Below are 24,351 nucleotides of genomic sequence, written 5' to 3'. Positions count from 1 at the left end.
AACTCAGCGTACTGAACACATTGCGACGGAACAGTGAAAGCAAACCAAGGCGGCCACTCTGGAAACACTTCGACGACACCCATCATTGGGACTCGACCGCGGAGGAATGGGTCCCCAACGATGATCAGTGATCGTGCAACGTGTTGTGCATTGCGCAGGCCGAATTCCGTGGCTTCAATATTCTCTCGCTGACGGGCCCGTCGAGCGCAGCGATCGCGTACAAGTAGTCGGTGGCGATGTGAGTTCGTGCCGGCTTGATAGTGGTCAAGCGTTTTGCTCTTGGTCGTTTGCCGACCGCTTACGGGAAACCAGCCGGATGGCCGATTCCGGTACTGTTCGGACCCCATCGGTCGCGGAGATGGTGCCCGTTCGCGGCGCTAAAGCGGATGTGCCGGGCACATCGTCGGAACGACGCGACTGACCCTCACCGGCCAGGCGCGTTCAGTGCTCATCATGAGAGCCCCGACATTTCCTGCCGTTAGCGTGTTCCGTTGTTACAAGTGCAATTGCCTCGCGCGGGGGTCGTTACGGATCGAGTGACCCGCTTACCAAGCAGCCCGAAGCTGAACGGGAATGGTGTTGAAGCCGTCGCCACTTGCATCCGATGGTTTGGCCTTCGGCTAGTAGCGAGGTGCAGAATCTGTTTGCGAAACTGTTAGAAAAACGATTTGACCGTCAGCCCCGCTGCTCGGGCATCCTGTATGAATGTATGCGCTTCCTCACTGGACATTGTAAGGTCAACGCCGCCGAGGAATTCCTCTCCTTTGGCTGTGTTCGCACGGAACATCGTCTCGTGTCTGCCTATATCGACCGTATAATCAATGTCGCTTGGTGCTTCGGGCATGGCATCCTCCTCGATCCCGAAGCGAGCATATTGTGTCGATTTCAACCGTTCCCACAAGGCGGCAATTGCGAGATAGCGCTGCGGCGCGGTCGATCGTGATTGTGGGGGTGAAGGAGCGTGCTCAGTATCTGCGGCACATCGCGTCATTTCGCGGCGCTGCGGAATTTGGCGGCTATCGGGGCATAGCGGACTCTCGCGGGCGCTCCGCCCGGCAGATTTATGGGTTCACGGCCTGGAGTCCGATGGGCCAGCAGCGTCTTCCTGTATGTAAAAACCGCACGACCGCTACCTTCGAGCGAAGAAAGTCATGCGAGATCGAGGGAAGGCGCACAAAAATGCTCTGAATTTACTTCCGCTTTCGGCGGTATAGCGAACATGACCGGACTTGCTACTGGCTCGCCCAGGTCGCGATTGACCCATACCGATTATCGAGTGATCGCGTTGCGACAATGCGCCTCATCCATCCCCAATGGCCAATTCGCAACGAATACGCCTACTCATTAATACCCAATCATCCGCGTCCGGGTCTGCCAAGCTGGAGCTTGTGGGACTTGGAATCCGTTGTATTGTGAAGCGAAGCATGCGGAATTCGCATGGCTGCAGCCTGAAGGGCGCGGTCACCATAAGCAGGCGCGAACCAACGTGCCGGTTTTTGGATGGAGACCGACATGGTCGTTGGCGGATCGTTTGACACGTTCCCCAAATTGCTTCTGCGAAATGCCGCGCAGTTTGGCAGCCGTCCGGCGTTTCGGCATAAGGATCTTGGCATCTGGCAGACGTGGACCTGGACCCAGGTCGCCGAGATCGTGCGTGCTTATGCCGCGGGTATGCAGCGACTTGGATTGCAGCCAGGAGACACCATCGCCATCGTCGGTTCCAACCGGCCGAAGCTCTACTGGACCGTGATGGCAGCGCAGACGCTGCGCGCGATTCCGGTTCCGGTCTATTCGGATGCGGTGGCTGACGAGCTTGCCTATGTCCTCGCTCACGCCGATGTAAAGTTTGTCGCCGCGCAAGATCAGGAACAGGTCGATAAGGTCTTGTCCGTATCGCACCGGGTGCCGCATCTCCGCACGATCGTTTATGACGAGCCGCGCGGACTCCGTGACTACGATCACAGCCGATTGACCGCAATCCACGATGTGATCGAAGACGGCCGCGCCGCGCTTGCGGCCAACGCTGCGCTTGGCGGGCAGATCGATGAACTCATCCGGCACGGTGAAGGTTCTGACATCTCGGTCATCCTCTACACCTCGGGAACAACCGGCGCGTCGAAGGGCGTCATGCTGTCGGCGCGGGGCTGCATCGATGCAGCGACGGATACTGTCAGATTCGACCGATTGACCGACAACGACGTGGCGCTCGCCTACCTGCCGCTCGCCTGGGTGGGCGATCATTACCTCAATTATGCACAGGGCCTTGTCGCTGGATTCTGCATGGCGTGTCCCGAGAGCGGTGAGACGATCGAGCAGGATTTGCGCGAGATCGGACCAACTTTCTATTTCGCTCCGCCGCGCGTTTTCGAGGCCATGCTGACGCGGGTGATGATCCGCATGGAGGACGCTGCGGCAATCAAGCGGCGAATGTTCAACTACTTCCTTGGTATTGCGCGGCGGCATGGCGAGTCGATTTTGACCGGAAAGCCGGCGCCGCTGTCAGGCCGGTTGCTCTATGCGCTCGGGCGCTTGATGGTCTACGAGCCCCTTAAAAACGTTCTCGGCCTGTCTTGCGTGCGCGTTGCCTATACTGCAGGTGAGGCCATCGGTCCGGATCTCTTCGCGTTTTACCGCTCGATCGGACTGAACCTGAAGCAGCTCTACGGTCAGACCGAAGCGTTCCTCTATGTCACTTGTCAGCCTGATGGAGAGATCTACTCCGATACGGTTGGTCCGGCTGCGCCGAACGTCGACATCCGCATTGCGGAATCAGGCGAAGTGCAGTTCCGCTCACCCGGCATGTTTGTCGGATATTTCAAGGATCAGGCGAAGACCGCGGAGGCCATGACGTCCGACGGTTACGTCAAGACTGGCGATGCCGGTTTCTTCGACGAGAAGACGGGACATCTGAAGATCATCGATCGTGCGAAGGATGTCGGTCGGCTGGCTGACGGCACGATGTTTGCGCCGAAGTATCTTGAGAACAAATTGAAGTTCTTTCCCAACATCAAGGAAGCGGTCGCTTTCGGCGATTCCAGGGAGTTTGTTTGCGCCATTATCAACATCGACCCGGTCGCTGTGGCGAACTGGGCCGAACGTAACAACATCGCCTTCGGTTCCTATCAGGAGCTGGCGGGGCATCCGCTGGTCTACGACATGGTGGCGAAAGATGTTGTCGAGGTGAACCGCGCCCTCGCGGAGGGAAAGGTGCTGGCGGGCGCGCAGATCCGCCGCTTTTTCATTCTGCACAAGGAACTCGACGCGGACGATGGCGAATTGACCCGCACGCAGAAACTTCGCCGCGGGTTCATCGCCGAGCGTTATGCGCCGCTGGTCACGGCGCTCTATGACGGTTCGCATGAAGCCGACATCTCCACCGAGGTCACTTTTGAGGATGGCCGCAAGGGCGTGATTGCTGCACGGATCAAGATCCGCGACTTGCAAACAACTGGTGCGAGAGAACCTCTGGGGAAGGCCGCATGAGGATGCCGGACACGAGCGAATTCTTGCTTCAGGTCGAAGGGGTATCGCTGGCTTTTGGCGGGGTGAAAGCCCTGAGGGACGTTTCGTTTGACATCAGGAAGGGCGAAATTCGCGCCATCATCGGGCCGAACGGCGCTGGCAAAACCTCGATGCTCAACGTCATCAACGGCTTCTATCATCCCAATCGCGGCGCCATCACTTTCAAGGGACGGACCCGCGCCCGGATGCAGTCGTTCGAGGCGTCCCGTGGCGGCATCGCGCGCACCTTTCAAAACGTCGCACTGTTCAAGGGAATGAGCGCGCTCGACAACATTATGGCTGGCCGCACATTGAAGATGCGCCGGGGCCTTCTGTGGCAGATGCTGCGTTACGGCCCTGCGCTGGCAGAGGAGATCGAGCATCGGAACCGGGTCGAGGAGATCATCGATTTTCTGGAGATTGAGGCGATCCGCAAGGTGCCGGTTGCGCGTTTGCCGTATGGCCTGCAGAAACGCGTTGAACTCGGCCGTGCCCTTGCAATGGAGCCTGATCTTCTGCTCCTCGACGAGCCGATGGCAGGCATGAACCTCGAGGAGAAGGAGGACATGTCGCGGTTCATCATCGACGTGAGCAATCATTTCGGCACGACTATTGCGCTGATCGAGCACGACATGGCTGTAGTGATGGATCTCGCCCATCGCGTGGTCGTGCTCGATCATGGCGTGAAGATCGCCGACGGCACGCCGGATGAGGTCAAGAAGAATCAGGGCGTCATCGACGCCTATCTCGGCGTCGCGCACTAAGGAGCATTGCGTGATCGCGTTGGGTCAATTTCTCGAAGTGCTGATCGGCGGATTGATGTCCGGCGTGCTGTATTCGCTGGTCGCGCTCGGCTTCGTGTTGATCTTCAAAGCATCCGGTGTCTTTAATTTTGCCCAGGGCGCAATGGTATTGCTCGCAGGGCTGGCGCTGGTCCGCTCGCTTGACTTCCTGGTGGCCAAGGGTTTCCCGCTTTGGGCTGCGATCATCATCGGCATCGGCTTCGCCGTCGTGATCATGGCGATAACGGCTTGGCTGATCGAGCGGTTCGTGATTGGACCTCTTGTCAACCAGGACGGCCTCACGCTGTTCATGTCCACCATCGGCGCGACATTCATCCTCGAAGGCGCTGCGCAGATGATCTTCGGTTCCGATGCTTACCCTTTGCGGCTGTTTCCGACGGATGCCTGGTTCTTGTTTGAAAGCCTCTTTCCGGGTGGAATTCTGGTCAACAAGCTGGATGTCTGGGGCGGTCTTATCGCCGGCATTCTGGTCGCGGGTCTGGCGATCTTCTTCCAGCGTACCAAGACCGGTCGCGCACTCCGGGCGGTTGCCGACGACCACCTGGCCGCACAGTCGGTCGGGATTCCGATCAACTGGATCTGGTTCGTGGTCTGGCTTGTTGCCGGTCTCGTTGCGCTGGTTGCGGCGACCGTGTGGGGCACCAAGCTGGGCGTACAGTTCTCCATCACGTTTCTCGCGCTGAAGGCCTTGCCGGTTCTGATCATTGGGGGCTTTACCTCTGTTCCAGGAGCCATTGTCGGCGGGCTCATTGTGGGTGCGGGTGAGAAGATCGCGGAGGTTTTCCTGGGGTCGTATATTGGTGGCGGTATCGAATATTGGTTCGCCTTTGTGCTGGCGTTGGCGGTGCTGCTTGTGCGGCCGCAGGGCCTGTTCGGCGAGCGAATCATCGAACGCATCTGAGGCGAGGAGTTAGTCGTGCTTTATCGCGAGGCTGGCCAATTCAAGACGACCTACGCGGAGGATATGGCGATCTTCCCGATCCGCCAGGACCGTATTGCGCTCGGTATCTTGCTCGGGATCGCCTTCATCGGGGTGCCGCTGCTGGCGACTTTCCACGTTTGGCCGTTCGCCGGCGACTATCTGCTGTGGGCCATTCTGTTGCCTTTCCTGATCCTCGCACTCGCCGCGATCGGCGTGAACATTCTCGTCGGCTATTGCGGGCAGATCTCGCTCGGCAGCGGCGCCTTCATGGCCGTCGGCGCCTACTCTGCTTACAAGTTGGGGACCGGCGTTCACATTCCGCTCGCCTGGCTTGGCTTCGCGATCTCGATTCCACCATTACCTGTGCTGGCATCCATTTTGCTCGGCGGGCTCACGGCGGCGGTCGTTGGAATCCTCTTCGGTGTTCCCAGTCTACGGATCAAAGGCCTCTATCTGGCGGTTGCCACGCTCGCAGCGCAATTCTTCTTCGACTGGGTGTTTCTGCGGGTGCCGTGGTTCACCAATTACGCGCCCTCGGGGTCGGTCAATGCACCGGCACTGAACTTCTTCGGTCTGGTCATAGGCACGCCGATCGAGCGCTATCTGCTGTGCCTGACCTTCGTAACGGTGTTCGCGGTTCTCGCGAAGAACCTCGTCCGCGGCAATCTCGGCAGACAATGGATGGCAATCCGCGACATGGACATTGCCGCCGAGCTGATCGGGATCCGGCCACTCTACGCAAAGCTCACGGCTTTCGCGGTCTCCTCATTTATCGTCGGCGTGGCGGGCGCACTCTGGGCGTTCGTCTATCTGGGCTCGTGGGAGCCGCTCGCGTTCTCGATCGACCGCTCGCTGCAGCTCCTGTTCATGGTGATCATCGGCGGGCTGGGTTCGATCATGGGGTCGTTCGTAGGTGCGGCCTTTATCCTCATTCTGCCGATCATGCTGAACTTGATTCCAACCGAGCTCGGCGTGCCGCTGTCGACAGAAACGATCACACACCTGGAGTTCATCATCTTCGGATCGTTGATCTGCTATCTTCTGATCAAGGAGCCACATGGGTTTGCCCGGCTCATTTCGATTGGCAAGGAGAAGCTCAGACTTTGGCCGTTTCCCTACTGAAGGGGCGGTCGGTGCGAAGGAAGCCGGAGATCGCAACGCGGAGCGGCGGTCGTTGGCAGAAGGAGCAAGCAAGCCCGCAAAACAAAACAAGACCCGTTACCGCAAAACCGGGCTGAAAGAGGAGGACATCGATATGGTACGCAACAAACTGATACTGGCGGCAGCCATGCTATCAGGCGCGGCGCTTGCCGCCCCGGCTGCAGCGCAAAACGAGCAGTTCATCCCGATACTGTCCTACCGGACGGGCGCGTACGCCGTGAATGGCGTGCCGTACGCAAACGGCGTGGCCGACTACTACAACCTGATCAACGAGCGCGACGGCGGCATCAACGGCGTCAAGCTTTTGGTCGAGGAATGCGAGACCGGCTACGCCACCGACAAGGGCGTTGAGTGTTACGAGCGTCTCAAGGGCAAGGGGCCGACCGGCGCGGCCTTCTTCAATCCGCTGTCGACCGGCATTACCTTCGCCCTCACCGAAAAAACCGCGACTGACAAGATCCCGATTATCACGATGGGCTATGGCCGCGCCGATTCCAAGAACGGAGCCGTGTTCGCGTACAATTTCCCGCTGCTTGGCACGTACTGGTCGGCGGCCGATATCGCGATCCAGCACATCGCCAAGGAGGTCGGTGGCTTCGACAAGCTGAAAGGCAAGAAGATTTCGCTGGTCTATCACGACAGCCCTTACGGCAAGGAGCCGATACCGATGCTGCAGGTGTTGGCAAAGAAGCACGGCTTTGAGTTTACGCCGATCCCGGTCACGCACCCCGGTGTCGAACAGAAGTCGCAATGGCTGGCGATCCGCCAGAACCGGCCGGACTATGTTTTAGTCTGGGGCTGGGGCGTCATGAACGGCACGGCAGTCAAGGAAGCGGCGGCCGTTGCCTATCCGCGCGACAAGATGATCGGTGTTTGGTGGTCGGGCGCGGAGCCGGATGTAACGCCCGCAGGCGATCAAGCCATCGGCTACAAGGCGCTGATGCTTCAGCATGGTGCCGGCAGGTTCGCCGTGCACGCCGACCTGGAGAAGTACGTCTATGCAAAAGGCAAGGGGGCGTCGGAGCCTGGCAAGGTCGGCGAGGTTCTGTATAACCGCGGCATGGTGAACGCCATGCTCGGGGTGGAGGCGATCCGCAAGGCGCAGGAAAAGTTCGGCAAGAAGCCGCTCACGGGCGAGCAGGTCCGCTGGGGTCTGGAGAACCTCAACCTCTCTGAAGCACGTCTGAAGGAACTCGGCTTCGAGGGCATGTTGAAGCCGATCAGGATTTCCTGCTCCGACCACGAGGGGGCGCGGGACGGGCGCGTACAGCAGTGGGACGGCAAGGGCTGGAAAATCATCTCCGACTGGTACACGGCCAACCAATCCGACACTGAACCGCTCGTCGACGAGGTTTCCGGAAAATATGCCGCGGACAAGAAGATTCAGCCGCGCGATTGCTCGAAAGAAAGCTGAACTCATCTGGGCGATCCGGGAGGAGCGTTCGCCTCCTCCCGGATGTTCCGAAAGTCGCAACCGTTTGGAGGGAGCAGCGTGTCAATCTCCAAGGCCGCCACGGCGACAGAAGCGGCAGCGCCGTTTCTGTCGGTCAACAATATCGAGGTTGTCTACGATCACGTCATCCTCGTGTTGAAGGGTGTATCGCTGGATGTGCCGCGGGGCGGAATCGTCGCGCTTCTCGGCGCCAATGGTGCGGGCAAGACAACGACGCTGAAGGCGGTCTCCAATCTGCTGCATGCGGAACGCGGCGAAGTCACCAAGGGCTCGATCCTGTTCGATGGCGTCGAAGTGCAGTCGCTTTCGCCAAACGATCTGGTGCGGCGCGGCTGCATTCAGGTGATGGAGGGGCGGCGCTGCTTCGCTCACCTCACTGTCGACGAGAATCTCCTGACCGGAGCCTTCACGCGCAGCGACGGCAGGTCCGCGATCGCGCAGGATCTGGAGCGAGTCTATGCCTATTTTCCTCGTCTCAGGGAGCGGCGTGATTCCACCGCCGGCTATACGTCGGGCGGCGAACAGCAGATGTGCGCGATCGGCCGTGCACTGATGTCGCGTCCGAAGATGATCCTGCTGGACGAGCCTTCAATGGGCCTCGCGCCGCAGATCGTGGAAGAGATCTTCGAGATCGTGAAGGATCTCAACGTCAAGGAAAATGTCTCGTTTCTTCTCGCCGAGCAGAACACCAATATGGCGCTCAAATATGCCAGCCACGGATACATCCTCGAAAATGGCCGCGTCGTGATGGACGGCGAGGCGCGGGCGCTCGCCGCAAATGAGGACGTCAAGGAATTCTATCTTGGCGTCGCCGGGGACAAGCGCAAATCATTTCGCGATGTGAAGCACTACAAGCGGCGCAAACGTTGGCTCGTTTAGGCGATGACGCTGAGTGATCGGCCTTCGTTGAGTGGTCCGGAGCAGATGTAATGGAGGGGCCGCCCCTCTTCTAGCCACTGGGTTCGAGTGCAATCCGGTTTGATGATGTTCCGGCTAAAGATAGTTGGTCGATGTCGCTCTTTGGCACATCGCGTCATTTCGCGGCGCTGCGGAATTTGGCGGCTATCGGGGCATAGCGGACTCTCGCGGGCCCTCCGCCCGGCAGATTTTTGGGTTCACGGCCTGGAGTCCGATGGGCCAGCAGCGCCTTCCTGTATGTAAAAACTGCACGACCGCTACCTTCGAGCGAAGAAAGTCATGCGAGATCGAGGGAAGGCGCACAAAATTGTAGTTTTTGGTAGCGGGGAGAGCGATCTTCCCGCGCGCAAAGGCTGACCTGCGCCTATCGCTGAACAGGTCACCACTGTGCCCGACGGGCAAATCAGCAGCCGTGCCGTTCATCTTCGTGTCCAGCCTCGTTCGCAAAAATATTCCGCTTTGCGCAGGACCCAAATCAGTGGCTATCTCGGCGCGTCCCGCTCCGACAAGAGGGGCGGATCGCGCGTCGTCACGAACGCGGAGCGGGATGCGGTGGACGCGAGAGCGTCAGGCGCGCAAGATGATCGCAGGGCGAGGCAACTCGTGAGCGGCAACAGTGCGCAAGACGAACGGCGCTGTTAGCGTACGGCAAAACCGTGTGGTCCCGACACCCGTTGCTGGTGTCAAGCTGTCGGTGGCGACGTCGATCCAACCGGATCGATCAGCCGTAGAGCCGACAACGACGGTGACAAGACGAATTCGCTCACCGGGGAGAGCACGGCATAAGCCGTAAAGCCATTGCGCGGGGAATGCCGGATTGCTCCGACTGTACCTGTATGCTCGTGTGCGTCTTCGATGCACATCTTTGCACACGAGACCGCGGGTGCAGCAAGCACCCGGCATTCCCTGCTCCCTCGTTTTCGAGGGTGACAGCTTTCAAAACCCGGGCGCTTCGCGCAGCGGGACAGGCGCACCTATGTGTTTTCGGCTGTTCTGGAACTGGACTGTAATGGGGCTACGCCTTCACCGACGGCCGTTCCGCAACGCGGGCCATCCAGGCCACGATGTTGCTGTTGGCCGTGTCCAGCGGTTGCCCGACCTGGCCACCGAAGTCGAGCCAGCAATAGAGCAGGATATCGGCCAGCGTAAAACGCTTGCCGCACAGATACTCCCTGCCATCCGCCATCTGGCCGTTGAGCCATTGCAGGCGGTTGGCCGCGATCATCTTGAGGCCGGGAGAGGCTTCCGGCGCGCAGGGAATCCGGTTCTGGAAAAACTTCAGCGCCTCGCCGAAGCGGTAGCCGTTGGCGAGCGGTTCGCAGATGTTAAGGTCGACCCGGCGCGTCCACATCCGGCACTCGGCGCGCTGCTCCGGCGTCTCGCCGATCATCGCCGGCTTCGGATTCTTCTCCTCGAGATATTCGCAGATCGCGGTGACCTCGGAGAGATAATGGCCGTCGTCGAGTTCGAGCGTCGGCATCTGGCCGTGCGGATTTCGCTTCAGATGATCGGCCTCGCGATTCTCGCCCTTGCGCAGGTCGACGGCCTGCTTCGGCATGTCGATGCCCTTTTCCGCCATGAACATCCGGACAATGCGCGGGTTCGGTCCGATCGAATCGTAAAACTTCATTTTGTTCTCTCTCCCTTTTTCTTGTGACGGCGTCGTTGTTGGTGCCGTTGAACAGGCCGCCGCGGCGTGTGTCAAATGGATGGATCACATTCGGCCGATGGTTCTGATCCGCAGCGAGCCGCTGCTCACGCAGAAGTCAGAGATGATAGGGGAATAAATCAGGACGTCCTGGACTCCGGCGACGCCGCGCGCGCGCTCTAATTATCGTCGAGCTTGTTGAGGTCGCGCACCGATTGCATGATCGGCTCGAAATTCGCCCGCGCGTCCAGCGCGTCGAACAATTGCGCGGTGTCCGACAACAGCGTGTGCGAGCGCTGGATGGCGATCCGCACGTCCTCCTGCGGCGTGTCGGACAAACGTCCATGGCCCGACAGCAGGATCTTGGAATTCAAGCCCTTCAGCCGCTCCAGCGACTGGATGTAGTCGGCGATGCTGCCGGAGCCGAACACGCCGCCCATCACGCCGCCGGGCATCAAGGTGTCGGCGGCGAACAACAGCCCCTTGTCCTGGTCGAACAGCGTGATACAGGCCGATGTGTGGCCGGGCGTGTACATCACATTGAGACGGAAATTGCCGAGGTCGATCAAATTGCCTTCTTCGAGCCAGATGTCGACATTGATCGGCACGTTCGGCTCGTTGAACATCTTGCGCAGCATCGAAAAGTCGTCGCGCAGCATGATCTTGTTGGCGGCCAGCCGGTGCGCGGCGATGAAGGTGCGGCCGGAAAAATGCCAGGCCGCGCCGATGTGGTCGAGATGCTCGTGGCTCAGCACCACCATGTCGATCTTGTCGGGCGGGCAGCCGACGTGATTGAGGCATTGCACGAGATGCGGATAGTTCGACGACAGGCCGACGTCGATCATGATGGTGCGCGAACTGCCGCGCACCAGATAGGCGTTCGCCGCGCGGTTCTTGAAGCGGACCTGGTAGACATCCTCGGCCGCCTGGATCAGCGTGCAGGCGTCGGTATCGAGCAGGATCTTGAACGGACTGGGTTTGCGCTCGCTCATGAATTCGCTGCGGCTTTGAAGGTGACGGCGTTCGACGCCCGCAGGCGTTTGCTGAGCGCGTCCATGATCATCAGTGCGAACGCGGGCTGCTGGCTGACCAGATAGACGAAGCGGGCGTGGTTGATCCGCATCACGCGGGTATGTGGTGCGGCCGCGATCGCGGTCGCCGAACGAGACGAGCCGTCGATCACGGCCATCTCGCCGAAGAACTCACCCTTGCCGAGCGTCACGATGACGGTCTTGCTTGCGCCCGAGATCTTGGCGATCTCGACCTTGCCGTCGAGCACCACGAACAGCTCGCGCCCGGTCGAGCTTTCCTCAAAAATGACGTCATCGACATCAAATTCGTTGATGCATTTCTCGATGGCCATGGTGCGCGCCCTGCCTTTCTGGCTGGTTGGTCGGCCCATGTTAGTCGGGAAACAGGCCAGCGCAAACGGAGCTGTCGGGATTGCCGCAGGGCAACATTGGGACAAGGGACGAAATCTCCGGCCACCCCGCCGCCTTGTTATGGGCCAGAACCGGCCCGGATCAGTTCCTAAAATTTCGGTAAGGCCTTCAGCAGTAACGATTTCGCAAGCAATAAAAGTTACCAAATGGTCAACCCGATCAGGAGATTTGAACGTGAGTGAGCAACAATCCGAGCCCATCAGCGATGAAACCGGTTTCGTCGGCACCGGGCCGGCCGCTCCCGAGCTGTCCCCGACAAACGCACCGGCGACGGCGCAGGCCAGTGTCGAGTCCCCCATGCTCGCGCCGGAACAGGAAGAGACCGCTCCCAAGCCGGAGGCGCCCAAGGTTGAGGCTCCCAAGGTTGAGGCTCCCAAGGTTGAGGCTCCCAAGGCTGAGGCTCCCAAGATTGAGGCTTCGAAGCCTGAGGAAGCCAAGCCGGAAGCGCCGCGCTTCCCCGGCAAGCTCATGATCATGTCCCCAGGCGATCGCACCTGGAACAGCGACAGCACAGCTTCAAAGCCGGAAGCCGAGAAGAGCGCCGAGCCATCGGCCAAGCGCCGGATGGCGGCGATGGCGGCCGTAGTGGCGCTGGCGACGGTAGCGGGTGGGCTCGGTGGCGCGCTGGCAACCGCGGGCCTCGGGCATTTTCTCGGCGGCGAGCAGGCGGTAGCGAAAGACAGCGCGCTGGAAGCCTCGGTGGCGCGGATCGATGCCGATATCGTCGCGTTGAAGGCCAGCGTCGAACATACCTCCAAGGTGGGGTTGAGCCAGTTCAACAAGACCAGCGATCGCCTCGACAAGGTCGAGAAGGCGCAGGCCGAGCCGGCCGCCAAACTCGCAAAACTCAGCGAGGCCGTGGACAGGCTCCGCGCCACGCCGCCGGCCGCCGTTACGGCGGCGACGGCTGTCGCGGCAAGGGAAGTCACGGGATCGGTAACGCCGGTCGCAACGGCTGCGGCTCTGGCCAAGACCGAAGTCGGCAGGTTGCCGACCGTTGAGGGCTGGACACTGCGCGACGTCGCCAATGGCGGCGCGCTGATCGAAAGCCGGCGCGGCATCTATGAAGTCTATGCCGGCGATCCCATCCCGGGCGTCGGCCGGGTCGACGCGATCCGCAAGCAGGACGGCCGCTGGGTGGTCGTGACCAGCAAGGGCCTGATCGTGGCGCGGTAAGAGATTGCACCAATAAGGACCGTCATGCCCGGGCTTGTCCCGGGCATCCACGTCTTACTCTCTTGAGGCGCAAACACGTGGATGGCCGGGCATAGGCGAGCGGAAGCGACGCCGTCCTTCGGACGGCTATGCCCGGCCATGACGGAATTATCTTCACCGTGATGTGAAGCGCCTTTTTACTTGAATAGGTCTGTTGGCGCGGTGTTAGTGAGGCATGAGCCGCGCGTTGCGATTTCCTGTTATCCTGTTCGCCCTGCTGTGGAGCGCTTTGCCGGCGCGCGCGGCGCCCGCCGCGGCGCTGGAGCGCGGGGCGGCAATCATCGATCCCGCAGCGCTGCGCGAACTCGACCGCGAACGATTTGGCCTCAGCGGCATGCTGCTGCCGATGCGATCATCCAATATCCCGCTCACCAACAGCCAGTTGTTCGCGTGGCCGTCGATGGTTCCGGTCCGCCAGGCGATCGACGGCGAGTTCGATCGATACATCGCCAGGCACAAGGCTGACATGCCGAACGAAACCATCGGCGTCGGCGACGGCTTTGATTTCCAATTATTCGACCGCGCGCAGCTTTATTCCTCCGACACGCGTTTCGTGTTGTCGGGCATCGTCAACCGGATGGACCGTGCTTACGTGTCCGAAGCAAGTTGTGGCGAGATCCGGCTGATCTATCGTCTGACCCGCACGGATGTGCCTCTGATCGGCGAAAACGCGGTTTCGCAGCGCCTGCCGATGACGCTGAATCTCGTGCTGAAGGCCAAAGGCGGTCTCGGAATCGACCAAAGCGGTGCAGCGATCACGTGCTCCGAGATCGCGCGCCGCTGGCTCGCCGCCGGCGAGTTGTCGCTGACGGGCCCGGCGCTTGCGGAAAGGCTCCTGGCGAAGGACGGCCCGCTCGAACTGATCGCTCCCGAAAACATCGACCGCATCGAAACCAATCTTCAGATCGCGCACGCGCCGAAATCGGCGCTGCGCGATTTCCGCACCGACTATTTGTTGAAGGTGTTCAACTACAATGCGCAGGCGCAGCGCTTCGAGGAAGCGCCGATGGAGAACCAGATCGATCGCGACCGGATTCTGGCCGATGACAGCCTCAGGCGGGATTTCAAGAATTGGCTGCTCGACCCCAGGCATTTTGGCGAGCTCGACCGCGGCACGATCCTGATCCCGGAAAAGTTCCTGGCCACCGGCGCGATCGCGCCGACGCCGGTTGGATTTGATGCCTCCGCGCTGCTGCCGGAGTTCGGCCTGACGCAAGGCGAGGGGGCTGCGGCCAAGCCCGTCTTTGCGGAGAGCGACGTCGTGGCCGCGCTGAAGAAGGCGGCGGCGGACGGCGTAAAACTGCAAAACATCCGCTCGGTCGGCGGTTTCGAGCGACGGCTGAACGACATCACCTGTTCGGGCTGCCATCAGACCCGCGGCATCGGCGGCTTCCATTTCCCTGGCGTGGACTGGATGGCGGCAAAGCCTTCCAATTCAACTGTCGTACCGGCCTCGCCGCATTTCTTCGGCGACCAGATCCGCCGCCGCGATATTCTTGCCGCATTGCGGGATGGCAGACCGCCGGATTACTCCCGCGGCTTCTCCAGCCGCCCGCAATCGCGCGGTAGCGCGGAATTGGCCGGAACCGAATACAGCGATGGCTGGGGCGCGCATTGCTTTCAGCCATCCGCGAAGGGAGCCGATAACGACAAGAGTTTCAGCGCCTGGGGCTGTGCGGAGGGACTGGCCTGTCAGGTGGCCGGCAAGGCCTCGCGCATGGGGATGTGTTTCGTCAAGGGCTCGCCGTAACGTGATCGTCTATCGGCGTTCCCCGGATGCTGCGCACCATGCCGCTCTTGCGGCATGGTGCGCAGCTGATCCGGGGTCCATCCTGGTTGGCGGTCATGGGTCCCGGCCCGGCGGAGCAGCGTTTCACGCTGCACCGCGTCCGGGACACGTAACCTCCCGAGATTGACAGTAGACTTACTGATCGTGTTCTATCGCGCCCAATTATTTCAGGGACGGAAATATGGACGAAGTCATTATCGTCGGCGCCGGCATCGGCGGCCTGACGCTCGCCCTTGCGTTGCACGAGGCCAATATTCCCTGCCGCATTTTCGAGTCGGCTGCCGAAATCAGGGCGGTCGGCGTCGGCATCAATCTACTGCCGCATGCCACCCGGGAACTCGCGGCACTCGGTCTTGAACAGGCGCTGGCAAAGGTCGCGATCGCGACCACGGACGCGACCTTTTTCAATCGCTTTGGTCAGTTGATCTATCAGGAGCCGCTCGGCCGCACGGCGGGTTACGATCACCCGCAATTCTCGATCCATCGCGGCGACCTGCAGCGGGTGTTGCTCGATGCCTTCGTGGCGCGCGCGGGTGCCGACCGGCTGCTCACCAACCATCATTGCGTCGGCGTCGAACAGGATGACGCCGGCGTCACCGTGACGTTCTCTGATGGGCCGGGAGGCGCCAACCGCTCGACCGTGCGCGGCCGCGTTGCGATCGCCTGCGACGGCATCAATTCCGCGCTTCGCAAGCAGTTTTTCCCGGACGAGGGCGAGCCGCGCTATTCCGGCGTCAACATGTGGCGCGGCGTAACGCGCTGGAAGCCGATACTGTCGGGCGCCAGCATGGTGCGCGCCGGCTGGCTGGCGCATGGCAAGATGGTGGTCTATCCGATCCGCGCCGCAGGCGCGGATGGGCTGCAACTCGTCAACTGGGTCGCTGAAATCGAGACCCCGACCTATCGCAAGCGCGACTGGAACCGGGCCGGTTCGCTCGACGATTTCATCGGCGCTTTCGCCGACTGGCATTTCGAGTGGCTCGATGTGCCCGCCCTGATCCGCGCCGCTGACAGCGTGCTGGAATTCCCGATGGTTGATCAGGACCCGCTGCCGCGCTGGAGCTTTGGCCGGGTGACGCTGCTCGGCGACGCCGCGCATCCGATGGTGCCGCGCGGCTCCAATGGTGCGGGGCAGGCGATCCTCGATGCACGCGCGCTGACCTCCGCGCTCAAGCAGCATGCCGACCCGGTTGCGGCGCTGGCGGCCTATGAAAAACAACGGCTGGAGGCGACCACGCGCGTCGTGCTCACCAACCGCACCAATCCGCCGGATGCGATCCTGCGCGAGGTGTTTCAGCGCACCGGCGATCGGCCGTTTGGCGCGATCGAGGACGTCATCAGCCGCGACGAGCTTGTCGGTCTTTCCGAAGGCTACAAGCAGATCGCCGGCTATTCGAAGGAAGCACTGCGCGGGTAAGGGCCGGAAAGTCCTGCCGTAATAATTGAATTCGCGCTAGGCTGGGGTGAGGCGGTCGACAAGAACCGCAGTTCGGCGTTTTTTGGGGGAGACAACGATGGCTGGTTCTCAGGCTCAAGGCAGTGGCGCATCAGTTGTTGATGTCATCGGCGCATCACTTGATGTCGCCGGCTATATCGATCAGCAGCCGGTCGGGGCTTTTCAGATCAAGCTGCTGCTGACCTGCGCGGCGGTTCTGCTTCTCGACGGCTTCGATACCACCGCCATCGGCTTTGTGGCGCCCTCGCTGGCCAAGGAGTGGGGGCTGACCAAGGCCGCGCTCGGGCCGGTGTTCAGCGCGGGCCTGTTCGGGCTGATGATCGGCGCGCTGACGCTCGGACCGCTGGCGGACCGTATCGGGCGCAAGAACATCATCATCTTCTCGACGCTGGCGTTCGGCGTCGGCACGCTGGTCACCGCGTTCGTCCCTGACGTCAACGCGCTCCTGGCGATCCGGTTTCTGACCGGGCTCGGTCTCGGCGGCGCGATGCCGAATACCATTGCCATGACCTCCGAGTTCAACCCGCAACGCCGCCGCGCCACCATGGTGATGATCATGTTTTGCGGCTTCTCGCTCGGCGCCGCGCTGGGTGGCCTGCTGGCGGCGGCATTGATCCCGCAATTCGGCTGGCGCTCGGTGTTCGTCGTCGGCGGCGCCGCGCCATTATTGCTGGTGCCGATCCTGGCGCTGAGGCTGCCGGAATCCGTGCGCTTCCTGGCGCTGACCGGGCACGCCAATGCACGCGTTGCCGAACTGCTTGCTCTCATCAATCCGAAGGCCGCGTTTGCGGCGGCGACGCAGTTCGTCGTGCATGAACCTGTTCTGGCCGGAATGCCGGTGCAGCATCTCTTCAGGGAGAAGCGAACGCTTCCCACGCTGTTGCTGTGGGTGGTGTTCTTCATGAGCCTGCTCGACCTCTATTTCCTGACGAACTGGCTGCCCACGGTGCTCAACGATCTCGGCGCCTCGGTATCCACCTCGGCGGTGATCGGATCAATGCTGCAGGTCGGCGGCGTGGTCGGCGCCTTTGCGCTCGGCAGCGTCATCGACCGCTTCTCGTTCCGCGCGCTGGCGCTGGTGTATTTCATCGCTGTTTTCGCGGTCGGCGCGATCGGCCAGCTTGGGCATTCGACCGTATTCGTCACCATGGCGATCTTCGTCGCCGGTTTCTGCATGGTGGGCGGCCAGATCGCCGCCAACGCGCTCGCGGCTGCGTTCTATCCGACCTCGGTCAGGGCCACCGGGGTCGGCTGGGCGCTCGGCGTCGGCCGGGCCGGCTCGATCATCGGACCTATGGTGGGCGGGGCGCTGATGACCGCGAAATGGAGCACGGGATCGGTCTTCATGGCGGCGGCGAGCGCGGCTTTGTGCGCGGCGCTGGCGGCATTCTCGCTGAGCCGGCTTGCGGGCATGAGCGGCGGCAAGGGCGCGGCCGACCAGCCGTCATCGTTTGATGCTACACTGAAGCCGGCGACGACAACCGGGTCTTGACCAGGACTTGAGCGGAGACCGGCCGATGAGTTCTTCCGACCAGGACAACAAGCAGCGCAATCGCGAGATCGCGGAAAACGAGGCGGAACGGCAGGCGGTGGGCGACGTCCGCGTCAGCGTCTGGGCAATCGCGCTCACGGTCATCGCCGGCGTGATCGTGTTTGGCATCGTCTGGGCGTGGCTCAATCGGTGAGCGGGATAGTCGTCATCCTGAGAGGCTGTGAAGCTATCTCGGACCTCATCCTGAGGAGCGGCGTCTTCGCCGCGTCTCGAAGGATGGCCGCGAGTCCGTGTGTTGCGTCCATCCTTCGAGACGTTTGCTTCGCCACGGGCCGTACTCATCCTTCGAGGCGCGCAAAAGCGCGCACCTCCAGCGGCAACGGCTTCGCCGTTGCGCAGGGATGACGGAGAATGTGCGAGAGGGCCGCTCCGATCTAGAGTCATCATGCCTCAGGCGTAGTGCTTGAGCCGCTTGCCGGGCAATTGCGCGACCGCCACTTGCTCGGTGCCACCTCTCCCATCGAAGGCGGATATGTCCGACTTCGACAAATTGAGATGCCCAACTCGGGTAAACCCGAGTTGGGGTGGGAGAGGTGACGAAACCGCCGTTGATGCGAGCAAGAAAGTTTAAGCGACAGTTTGGATCAAGCCACCGCGCCGGAGGCCCGCAATTTCCCGATCGCGGCCTCGTCATAACCGGCATTGCGGAGGATCTCGTCGGAGTGCTCGCCGAGGCCGGGCGGCTTGCGGGGCTGGACCTTTTTGGATCCGTCGACCCAGATCGGGCTGCTGATGGTCAGCATGGTGTCGTTCTCGAACGGCACCAATACCTCGTTATCGATCATCTGCTGGTCGTTCGGAATATCGTCGAGGATGCCGACCACGCCGAACACCAGCCCGTTGCCGTCGAGAATCTTGCGCCATTCGGCCAGCGGTTTGGTGGCAAAGGTCTCGTCGAAAATCTTGATCAGTTCCAGCGACCGCGCGTGGCGGTCGGGCTTGGTGGCAAATCGGGGATCGGTGACGAGATCCTCCCGCTCGAGGCAGCGCGCCAGCGTCGGCCACTGCCGGTCTTCATTGAGCAGCGACAGGATCAGCCAGCGCCCGTCCTTGCACTGGTAGTGGTTGGTCACCGCGTTCAGCGCGCGCTCGCGCGGGCGCCGTTCGCCGAATTTGGCGCCGACCAGCTTGGCCTGCGCCAGCACCGACGCCGCCCAGACGCCATTGGCCATCAGGTTGGAACTGACATGCGACCCCTTGCCGGTGCGTTCGCGCTTGTAGAGCGCGGTCACGATCGCGCCGTAAAATGCCATCGCGCAGGGGTGATCGCCCATGCCGGCGATCGATCGGGCCGGCGTGGTATTTTGATCGGCGCGGACCAGATCCATCAGCCCCGAGCGCGCCCAATAGGCGTTAGAGTCAAAGCCGGGCTTGTTGGCTTCCTCGCCCTTTTCGCCATAACCGGTGAATGACGCATAGATCAGGCGGTCGTTGAGATGCGCCAGATGGTCGTGGGTGATGCCGAGCTTGGTGCGGACCAGCGGCGGCATGTTGGTGATGAAGACATCGGCCTCGGCGACGAGGCGATACAGCACCGCCTGCGCCTCGGGCTTTGTGAGGTCGAGCGCCAGGCTCTTCTTGTTGCGGGCTTCCAATAGCCACGCGAAATTGTGCTCGCTGTGGGGATAGCCCGGCAGATTCGGCAGATTGCGGTAGGGATCGCCCGATCCCGGCGGCTCGATCTTGATCACGTCGGCGCCGAAATCCGACAGCACGGTGGCGGCCGCGGGGGCTGCGATGAAACTCGCGCAGTCCAGAACCTTGAGGCCGTCAAAAATGCCTTTTTCCATAGTGGCGTCGCTCCGATGAGGTTTTGTTGGTTTTATTTCGGGGGCTGGAATTACCGCGCCTGATGATCCCGATGAAGGGCCATTTGACCTATGTTGGGTGGGGGATGCAACGGGGTTGTTTCAGCGTCATTGCGAGCGAAGCGAAGCAATCCATTGTGCAGCAGGCAAGGTATGGATTGCTTCGTCGCGGAGCCTGTCATCGGGCGCGCATTCGCGCGACCCGTTGGCTCCTCGCAATGACGGGAACTACTCCTTGCCCGCCATCAGTGCCGCATTACCACCCGCCGCCGCGGTATTGATCGTCACCGTCTGTTCGGTCGCAAAGCGCGCCAGATAATGCGGGCCGCCGGCCTTCGGGCCGGTGCCTGACAGGCCGTGGCCGCCGAACGGCTGCACGCCGACCACGGCGCCGATCATGTTGCGGTTGACGTAGATATTGCCGGCCTGAAGGCCATCGATCACGTCGTCGACGGTATCGTCGATCCGCGAGTGGATGCCGAGCGTCAGCCCATAGCCCGAACGTTCGATCGATCGCAGGACCTCGTCAAGCCGGTCGGCGCGGTAACGCACCACGTGCAGCACCGGTCCGAACACTTCCTCCGTGAGTTGGCCGGCGTCGGACAATTCGAAAATATGCGGCGCGACGAAATTGCCCGCGGGCGCTGCGCCCGCGAAATGTACGCGCGCCTCCTGCTTCATCCGCGCGATATGCGCGTCCAGCCGCGCTTTTGCATCCATGTCGATCACCGGGCCGATATGGGTGGCCGGATCGGACCGGTCGCCGATTCGCAGTTCGCGCGCTGCGCCTGCGATCATCTCGATCATGCGGTCGGCGACGTCGTCCTGCACGAACAGCAGCCGCAGCGCCGAACAGCGCTGTCCGGCCGAACGGAACGCCGACGTCACGACGTCGTCGGCGACCTGTTCTGGCAAGGCCGTGGCGTCGACGATCATCGCATTGATGCCACCGGTTTCCGCAATCAGCGGCACGATCGGGCCGTCCTTGGCGGCAAGCTGGCGATTGATTGCGCGCGCGACCTCGGTCGAGCCGGTGAACACGACGCCGGCGACGTCACCATCCGCCACCAGGTTGGCGCCGATCCGGCCGTCGCCCTGCACCAGATGCAGCGCGGAAGCGGGCACGCCGGCTTGGTGCAGCAAGCTGACCGCTTCCGCGGCGATCAACGGCGTCTGCTCGGCCGGCTTTGCCACCACGGCGTTGCCGGCCATCAGCGCCGCCGTGACTTGGCCGAGAAAAATCGCCAGCGGGAAATTCCACGGCGAGATCGCGATGAAGACGCCGCGGCCGCGCAGAACGAGCACATTGCTCTCGCCGGTCGGCCCGGGCATCGCCTCGCTTTCGCCAAACAGCTTTTTGCCCTGCGCGGCATAATAGCGGCAGAAGTCGGCGGCTTCGCGCACTTCGGACAGCGCATCGTCCAGCGTCTTGCCGCCCTCGCGTTGCAACAACGCGATAAAATGCGGGCTTCGTTGTTCGAGCAGGTCCGCAGCCCTCGCCAGGATTTTCGCGCGCGTGTCCGCCGGGGTGCGGCTCCAGCCCTTGAATCCCGCGCGGGCGGCGGCGATGGCCGCATCGGCTTCCGCTGGCGTCGTCTCGACGATGCTTGCCGTCGCGGGCGCGGTTTCCGCGGCGACGGCCGAGACTAGTTGGCCCAAAGCCGCGCGCTCGCCGAATTCGATGCCGCGCGAATTTTCTCGCTGCGGCGAAAACAGATCGCGCGGCAGCGGGATGTTCGGATGCCGCGCATTCCCGGCCGTGCCGATGACATCGGCCGGACGCCGCAGCAGCGCCGCTACCGGCACCGTCTCGTCGGCGGCCAGCGCGACAAAGGACGAGTTGGCACCATTCTCCAGTAACCGCCGTACCAGATAGGCAAGCAGGTCGCGATGGCTGCCGACCGGCGCATAGGTGCGAAAAGCGATATCGGGGCGGTGTTTGCCGAGCTGCGCATACAGCGCTTCGCCCATGCCATGCAGGCGCTGGAACTCGAAACCGCTTTTTCCGTCGGCCAGTTCGAGAATGGTCGCGACCGTCAGCGCATTATGCGTTGCGAATTGCGGAAAGATCCGCGGCCGCAAGCTTAACAATTGTTGCGCGCAGGCGATGTAGTTCAGATCCGTCATCGCCTTGCGGGTGAACACCGGATAGCCGTCGAGCCCGCGCTCCTGCGCGCGCTTGATCTCGGTATCCCAATAGGCGCCCTTGACCAGCCGCACCATCATCCGCCGGTTCAGACTTTGCGCGAGGTCATCGACATAGCCGATCACATCGCGCGCGCGCTTCTGGTAGGCCTGGATCGCCAGCCCAAAGCCGTCCCAGCCCGCGAGCGATGCGTCCGCGAAGGCCGCGGCGATCACGTCGAGCGACAGTTCCAGCCGGTCGGCTTCCTCCGCATCGACGGTGAAATTCAGATCATGGGCCTTGGCATGCCGCGCCAGCTCGATCAGAAGCGGCACCAGTTCCGCCATCACCCGCGAAGCGCTCACCGCCTCGAAGCGCGGATGCAGGGCGGAAAGTTTGACGGAAATGCCGGGCCGGTCGGGCAGGGGACGGTGATCGGCGGCGCGGCCGATGGCTTCGATCGCGCGCGCATAGGAGTCGAAATAGCGCTCGGCATCATCAGCGGTACGCGCGCCTTCGCCGAGCATGTCGAAGGAGTAGCGCGGAGGATGCGCCGAATGCGGTTGCGCCCGCGCCAGCGCGGCCTCGATGGTTTCGCCGAGCACGAAATGGCTGCCCATCAGCCGCATCGCCTGCCGGGTGGCGGCGCGCACCGCGGGGGCGCCAAGCCGTTTGGTCAATCGCCCGATCGTGCCCTGCGGGGTCTCGCCCGGCTGGATCACGCGCGATGATAGGCCGAGCGCCCATGCCGACGCATTGACGAGGAATGCACTGGATTTGGTCTCGTGGTGCACGAAATCGCCCTGGCCGAGCTTGTCCTCGATGAACTGGTCGGCGGTGCGGGCGTCCGGCACGCGCAGCAGCGCTTCGGCGAGCACCATCAGCGCCAGGCCCTCTTTGGTCGACAGCGCGAATTCGCGCAGCATGTCTTCGACGCCGCCCAAGGGATCGTCATTGGCGCGGATGGCCGCGATCAGATGCGTCGCGGTGCGGTCGATTCTTTGCTCCAGCTCCGCGCCGAGTTTGGCGGTGGCGAGCAACCGGGCCGCGACCGCGCCGTCGTCGGGCGCGTACGGCGCGCTGAACGGTGGAAGCGGTGATGTCTCAGCCGGCATGACATTTCCTGAGCCTTGCCGGAATCTACTGCGGTTCCGACCGCAGTTCGATAGACAAATTGGTCGTTTTGCCATAGAAAATGAGGATAAATCAGATACCAGCGGGATAAATGAACGATATTGACAAAATAGACCGCAAAATCCTCTATATCCTTCAAGGGGATGGACGGATTGCCTAATGTTGAATTGGCCGAGCGGATCGGGCTGTCGCCAACCTCGATCGGTGAGCGGCTGAAGCGGCTGCAACGCGACGGGTTTATCGAGGGCTATGGCGCCCGGCTCAATCCGCACCAGCTGGGTCTTGGGCTGCTGGTATTCGTCGAGGTGATGCTCGACAAGACCACGCCGGATGTCTTCGAGCGGTTCGCGAAGGCCGTGCAGACCGCGCCGGAAGTGCTGGAATGCCACATGGTCGCTGGCGGCTTCGACTATCTGGTCAAAGCCCGCGTCGCCGACATGACCGCCTATCGCCGGTTCCTCGGCGAGAGCCTGCTGGCGCTGCCGGGCGTGCGCGAGACGCGGACCTACGCCGTGATGGAAGAGGTCAAGCGCGATGCGCCGCTGCCGGTCGGCTAGAGCGGCGCAGCGCTCGCCGCGACGTGATCCCCAGCCGGCGGCCGGCGCGTTGGCAGCGGAAAATGGTTGCGCTAATTCTGCGGCGGCTCTTCTATGGCAGGGATCATGAGAAACGCGGGAATGCCGACAAGGCTTGCAGGCGCGATTGCGCTATTCGTGATGGCGCTGGCCGGCATCCAGCCGGCGAAGGCGCTCGAGATGAGCCCGGCGATCGCGGCGCTCTACACCACGGTGTCGATCTATCCGCCGTCCGCGAAATCCATGACGGTTTGCTACGGCTTTGTTTGCCGCCGCCGCGAGATCCTCGATTTCAGTGCCGGCGATCGCAGCGCGCTGACGCAGATCATGGCGGCGGGTCACGCCTCGGCGGCGGCCGAGCGCGCGGCGGTGCAGAAGGCGGTGATCTGGTTCGACCGGCGCATGGGCCCGGTCATCGGCACCAACAAGCGCGTGGCGAAAGCGGATTTCCGCTATTTCGACGACAAGCATAATTTCGATTGCTGGGACACGACCCGCAACACCACCAGCCTGTTGCTGGTGCTGCAGGAATGGCAGCTCTTGAAATATCACATGGTGGGCGATCCGCATTATCGCGGCAACACGCTGGTGCTGCAGACACCGCACAACACCGCGGTGCTGGTCGAGCGCGCGACCAGGATGCAATGGGTCGTGGACCTCTGGCCGCGCGGCTATCTGCAGCCGCCGGATGTCATGACCGTCGAGCGATGGGTTACCGAAGACTGAGCAGCTGAAATGCGCCGCCGCCCAAAAGCAGTCGATCAATGCCCGGGCCGACGCGATGTTTTCATGCCCAAATCTGCAACGGTCCGAAGAACGGGACACGGCCCTTGTTCGGAAAATTCAGGA

General features: G+C 62.0%; 18 protein-coding genes and 1 pseudogene. 12 read left to right on the top strand and 7 right to left on the bottom strand.

Annotation, left to right across the window (positions count from 1 at the left end):
• Positions 1-655 precede the first annotated feature (655 nt).
• The gene (locus V1289_RS12955) at positions 656-844 is read right to left on the bottom strand and encodes a hypothetical protein (protein ID WP_309179572.1); all 189 of its coding nucleotides are present in this window, start codon (positions 842-844) and stop codon (positions 656-658) included.
• Positions 845-1,512: 668 nt separating this feature from the next.
• Between V1289_RS12955 and V1289_RS12950 the strand changes: the two genes are divergently transcribed.
• From V1289_RS12950 to V1289_RS12925, 6 genes are all read left to right on the top strand, one after another.
• Positions 1,513-3,483 (top strand): AMP-binding protein, encoded by a 1,971-nt coding sequence (locus tag V1289_RS12950; RefSeq protein ID WP_334397311.1) that lies wholly within the window; start codon positions 1,513-1,515, stop codon positions 3,481-3,483.
• The gene (locus V1289_RS12945) at positions 3,480-4,265 is read left to right on the top strand and encodes an ABC transporter ATP-binding protein (protein ID WP_309179570.1); all 786 of its coding nucleotides are present in this window, start codon (positions 3,480-3,482) and stop codon (positions 4,263-4,265) included. Before V1289_RS12950 ends, V1289_RS12945 begins: the two co-directional genes overlap by 4 nt.
• A 10-nt stretch (positions 4,266-4,275) precedes the next feature.
• Positions 4,276-5,205, top strand: coding sequence for a branched-chain amino acid ABC transporter permease (locus tag V1289_RS12940; RefSeq protein WP_334397310.1), 930 nt, complete (start codon positions 4,276-4,278; stop codon positions 5,203-5,205).
• A gap of 15 nt (positions 5,206-5,220) precedes the next feature.
• Positions 5,221-6,348 carry a branched-chain amino acid ABC transporter permease gene (locus V1289_RS12935; protein ID WP_334397309.1) on the top strand — a complete coding sequence of 376 codons (1,128 nt, stop codon included), beginning with the start codon at positions 5,221-5,223 and terminating at the stop codon, positions 6,346-6,348.
• On the top strand, positions 6,284-7,801 hold the full coding sequence (locus V1289_RS12930; RefSeq protein ID WP_334397308.1) for an ABC transporter substrate-binding protein: 1,518 nt from the start codon (positions 6,284-6,286) through the stop codon (positions 7,799-7,801). Before V1289_RS12935 ends, V1289_RS12930 begins: the two co-directional genes overlap by 65 nt.
• 84 nt (positions 7,802-7,885) lie before the next feature.
• Positions 7,886-8,719: an ABC transporter ATP-binding protein gene (locus V1289_RS12925; protein ID WP_375144103.1), complete on the top strand. Its 834-nt coding sequence runs from the start codon at positions 7,886-7,888 to the stop codon at positions 8,717-8,719.
• A 1,054-nt stretch (positions 8,720-9,773) separates the two neighbouring features.
• On the opposite strand, the gene V1289_RS12920 is transcribed toward V1289_RS12925, so the two are convergent.
• The 4 genes from V1289_RS12920 to V1289_RS49650 form a co-directional block, all read right to left on the bottom strand.
• Positions 9,774-10,388 carry a glutathione S-transferase family protein gene (locus tag V1289_RS12920; protein ID WP_334397307.1) on the bottom strand — a complete coding sequence of 205 codons (615 nt, stop codon included), beginning with the start codon at positions 10,386-10,388 and terminating at the stop codon, positions 9,774-9,776.
• Between the two features lie 197 nt (positions 10,389-10,585).
• Positions 10,586-11,398 (bottom strand): MBL fold metallo-hydrolase, encoded by an 813-nt coding sequence (locus tag V1289_RS12915; protein ID WP_334397306.1) that lies wholly within the window; start codon positions 11,396-11,398, stop codon positions 10,586-10,588.
• Positions 11,395-11,769, bottom strand: a complete 375-nt coding sequence (locus V1289_RS12910; protein ID WP_334397305.1) for a Crp/Fnr family transcriptional regulator — start codon at positions 11,767-11,769, stop codon at positions 11,395-11,397. Before V1289_RS12910 ends, V1289_RS12915 begins: the two co-directional genes overlap by 4 nt.
• Positions 11,770-12,007: 238 nt before the next feature.
• Positions 12,008-12,337, bottom strand: a complete 330-nt coding sequence (locus V1289_RS49650; RefSeq protein ID WP_442896179.1) for a hypothetical protein — start codon at positions 12,335-12,337, stop codon at positions 12,008-12,010.
• A gap of 901 nt (positions 12,338-13,238) precedes the next feature.
• On the opposite strand from V1289_RS49650, the gene V1289_RS12900 reads away from it, so the two are divergent.
• From V1289_RS12900 to V1289_RS12885, 4 genes are all read left to right on the top strand, one after another.
• Positions 13,239-14,813: a hypothetical protein gene (locus V1289_RS12900; protein WP_334397303.1), complete on the top strand. Its 1,575-nt coding sequence runs from the start codon at positions 13,239-13,241 to the stop codon at positions 14,811-14,813.
• A 220-nt stretch (positions 14,814-15,033) separates the two neighbouring features.
• The gene (locus V1289_RS12895) at positions 15,034-16,269 is read left to right on the top strand and encodes a flavin-dependent oxidoreductase (protein WP_334397302.1); all 1,236 of its coding nucleotides are present in this window, start codon (positions 15,034-15,036) and stop codon (positions 16,267-16,269) included.
• Positions 16,270-16,366: 97 nt separating this feature from the next.
• Positions 16,367-17,800: an MFS transporter gene (locus tag V1289_RS12890; protein WP_334397301.1), complete on the top strand. Its 1,434-nt coding sequence runs from the start codon at positions 16,367-16,369 to the stop codon at positions 17,798-17,800.
• A 25-nt stretch (positions 17,801-17,825) separates the two neighbouring features.
• Positions 17,826-17,993: a hypothetical protein gene (locus V1289_RS12885; RefSeq protein ID WP_309179558.1), complete on the top strand. Its 168-nt coding sequence runs from the start codon at positions 17,826-17,828 to the stop codon at positions 17,991-17,993.
• A gap of 451 nt (positions 17,994-18,444) precedes the next feature.
• On the opposite strand, the gene V1289_RS12880 is transcribed toward V1289_RS12885, so the two are convergent.
• On the bottom strand, positions 18,445-19,650 hold the full coding sequence (locus tag V1289_RS12880) for a CaiB/BaiF CoA transferase family protein (protein WP_334397300.1): 1,206 nt from the start codon (positions 19,648-19,650) through the stop codon (positions 18,445-18,447).
• Between the two features lie 246 nt (positions 19,651-19,896).
• Positions 19,897-22,908, bottom strand: coding sequence for a bifunctional proline dehydrogenase/L-glutamate gamma-semialdehyde dehydrogenase PutA (gene putA, locus V1289_RS12875; protein ID WP_334397299.1), 3,012 nt, complete (start codon positions 22,906-22,908; stop codon positions 19,897-19,899).
• Positions 22,909-23,018: 110 nt separating this feature from the next.
• On the opposite strand from putA, the pseudogene V1289_RS12870 reads away from it, so the two are divergent.
• Both V1289_RS12870 and V1289_RS12865 read left to right on the top strand, forming a co-directional pair.
• A pseudogene (locus V1289_RS12870) lies at positions 23,019-23,484 on the top strand (Lrp/AsnC ligand binding domain-containing protein).
• 105 nt (positions 23,485-23,589) lie between these two features.
• Positions 23,590-24,228: a hypothetical protein gene (locus V1289_RS12865; protein ID WP_442895992.1), complete on the top strand. Its 639-nt coding sequence runs from the start codon at positions 23,590-23,592 to the stop codon at positions 24,226-24,228.
• Positions 24,229-24,351 lie beyond the last annotated feature (123 nt).

Origin of the sequence: Bradyrhizobium sp. AZCC 2289, from assembly GCF_036924615.1 — a bacterium.
GTDB lineage: Bacteria > Pseudomonadota > Alphaproteobacteria > Rhizobiales > Xanthobacteraceae > Bradyrhizobium.
Note: the sequence above shows the minus strand (reverse complement) of the source record. Positions and strands in the feature narration are given on the sequence as shown.